We start from the raw sequence: 2826 nt of genomic DNA, 5'->3' as shown, positions 1-2826 counted from the left end.
GAGTTGCGGGTGTCTCTGGGTCAGCTGCACCAACTCCCGCCAGACTGGATTCTGCCTGGGAACGGCTCGGCAGAGTTACTAACCTGGGCAAGTTGGGATTTATCAGAACTGACAAGAACGTGTCTGGTGACACCAGCATTCGGCGATTACTGGCGGGCACTCCGGACGTTTAGCGCCAACGTACATGAGTGCCCGCTTTCCGATTTTCGATCTTCGATTTTGGATTTACGATTCCCAATCCAAAATCCAAAATCCAAAATCCAAAATCCCCTTGGTCTACTGGTGAATAATCCGCACAATCCCACGGGTCAGATGTTTTTGCGGGAGACTCTAATACCTTATCTGGAGAAATTTGCGCTGGTGGTGATGGACGAAGCCTTTATGGATTTTCTGCCGCCTTCCCAGCAGCAAAGCCTAATTCCAGTGGTGCAAGAATACCCGAATTTGGTGATTCTGCGATCGCTCACCAAGTTCTACAGTCTGCCAGGGCTGCGCTTAGGTTATGCGATCGCTCACCCAGACCGTCTGCGTCGCTGGCAACAATGGCGCGATCCTTGGCCCGTCAATACCTTAGCCGCTGCCGCTGGTGTCGCTGTGGTAAAGGATACACAATTTCAACAGCAAACCTGGGATTGGTTGGAACCGGCAAAGTCCCACCTGTTTCAAGGTTTGGAGCAAATACCGGGATTGCAACCGCTACCGGGTGCTGCTAACTTTTTGCTGGTTGAGTCAGAACAACCCAGTTCGCAAGTCCAGGAAAAACTTCTCAAGCAGAGTAAAATTCTGATTCGTGACTGCTTGAGCTTCCCAGAATTGGGCGATCGCTATTTCCGAGTCGCCGTGCGTTCCGAAGTTGATAACCAGCGCCTAATCGACGGTCTAGCAGCAATTTTGTAATGGCTAATCGTTAATGGCTAATTGTTCATTTTTTCCGATTAGCCATTAGCAATAAACCATTAGCAATCAGCAATTAACAACTGACAAAGAACCAATCATGGCAGTTGAGTACGACTTAGTCGTAATAGGCGGCACGGAGGCAGGGCGTCATGCCGCAATTGCGGCTGCCAACCTGCAAGCCCGCGTCGCCTTAGTCGAACCCCAGCCGCCTCCTGAGGGACGCTGGCAATCGTCCTTACAGTTAGGGTCTCTCTATACCAAAGCTTTGACTCAGGTTAGGCGAGTGATTCACCCGCAAAGTGACTTCAATCGATTCGGTATTCCCTGGGATCTGGCTGATTCTACAGAACAGCAACCCGTTCCAGGGGTGCGATTGACTGAGGCAATCCAGTGGGCGGATGGCGTCGTCTCCACCTTAGAAGAACAACATTCACCAGCGATTTTGGCTTCTTTGGGTGTTGATGTCATTGTTAGTGAAGGTGAATTTTGCCGTAAACCTTACCTCGCTTTTGTCGTCAATGGACGGAGATTGCGATCGCGTGCCTACCTGATTGCCACGAGTTCTCGTCCGGGGATTGCAGCAATTGACGGACTCGAAGCTACTGGCTATCGGACGCCGATAGATATTTGGCAGCAATCCCCCGAACAGATAGCTGTAGACGCATCTCCTCGCCCCTGCTGGGTGGTTATTGGCGGTGGCGCATCTGGCACCGAACTGGCGCAGACTTTATCTCGGTTGGGCGCTGATGTCACCCTGGTGGTACGCAGTTCCCACATTCTGCCGAAAGAAGACCCAGAAGCGGCGAGAGTGGTGCAAGCACAGCTAGAAATTGAGGGCGTCCGCGTCCTGACTCAAACAGAGGTGACGCAAGTCAAACAAATTGACGGCAAAAAGTGGGTTCTCGTTGGCAACAAAGCGATTGAAGCCGATGAAATTGTGCTATGTACTCGACCGCAACCGAATGTCACAGCTTTAAACTTGGAAGGCGTTGGCGTCAAGATGAATCGGCGTGGGATGGAGTTGAACGAGAAACTGCAAACAACGAATCCCCGTATTTACGCTTGTGGTGACGTTGCTGGGGGTTATCAAGCTGCCCACATTGCTCGGTACGAAGCCAGCATTGCCCTCAAAAATGCCTTGTTTGCACCCATTTTCAAAGTAGACTATCGCGCCATTCCTACAGGTGTTTTTTCGGAACCGATGCTGGGGCGGGTTGGCTTAACCGAGGCGCAAGCAAGACGCCAGTACGGTAAAGATGTCTTAGTGTTGCGGCAATATTTCAAGGCAGTAGCAGCAGCCCAGATATTGGGCGAAATCACGGGATTTTGTAAAATTTTGGTGCGTCGAAATGGAGAAATTCTGGGCGCAACGCTAGTAGGGATGGAAGCGGGTGAGTTAATGGGAGCGATCGCTCTCGCTATGCGACAGAAAATAAAAGTGGATGCTCTCAGCCAACTGCCTGCCATTTCTCCCACCCTATCAGAAATTATTCAACAAACTGCTAACGAGTGGCACCAACAACGATTTCAGAAAAATACCCGTTTGCAAGACTTCTTAGAAGGCTTTTTTAACTTCAGGCGGTCATGGTCTTCGTAACCATATAAAGTTTATTTTGGCAAGCTATGGAGCTAATTTTGCCTTTTTTGCTCGGTTTTCCAAATACCATTGAGCGATCGCCGGAGTCCATTGTTCAAAATGAACCCAGAGCAACTCGCAAAACTTTTGCGCCTCTAATTGGGCATCTTTTTTCCATCTCAAGTCTAAAAGATGCATGAGCGATCGCACATTACAACTCAGCACAAAATGCTGTCTGGCATCAAAAGGAATAATTCCTCTAGCGTGTTCTTCTGAAAGTCCTTCATCTATGCGTTTTTTATAATGTTTGCAGGCGTCTTCGCACCATTGCAAATCAGCCTGACGTTGTTCCT

3 protein-coding genes are annotated in these 2826 nt (G+C 49.6%); 2 read left to right on the top strand and 1 reads right to left on the bottom strand.

Going from position 1 to position 2826, the window contains the following annotated elements:
- Both H6F50_RS04485 and H6F50_RS04480 read left to right on the top strand, forming a co-directional pair.
- A partial coding sequence (locus tag H6F50_RS04485) for a threonine-phosphate decarboxylase (protein WP_190426770.1) occupies positions 1-897 on the top strand: 897 nt, incomplete at its 5' end.
- 97 nt (positions 898-994) lie between these two features.
- Positions 995-2494, top strand: coding sequence for an NAD(P)/FAD-dependent oxidoreductase (locus tag H6F50_RS04480; protein ID WP_190426767.1), 1500 nt, complete (start codon positions 995-997; stop codon positions 2492-2494).
- Positions 2495-2518: 24 nt separating this feature from the next.
- On the opposite strand, the gene H6F50_RS04475 is transcribed toward H6F50_RS04480, so the two are convergent.
- Positions 2519-2826, bottom strand: a 308-nt coding sequence (locus H6F50_RS04475) for an FAD-dependent thymidylate synthase (protein WP_190426765.1), incomplete at its 5' end; no start/stop codon positions are given.

It is taken from the genome of Coleofasciculus sp. FACHB-712, assembly GCF_014695635.1.
In the GTDB taxonomy this organism is placed as follows: domain Bacteria; phylum Cyanobacteriota; class Cyanobacteriia; order Cyanobacteriales; family FACHB-T130; genus FACHB-T130.
Note: the sequence above shows the minus strand (reverse complement) of the source record. Positions and strands in the feature narration are given on the sequence as shown.

What these genes read in the sequence shown, in the direction of transcription:
- H6F50_RS04480 (WP_190426767.1), top strand. Translation starts at nt 995, where the DNA reads ATGGCAGTTGAGTACGACTTAGTCGTAATAGGCGGCACGGAGGCAGGG.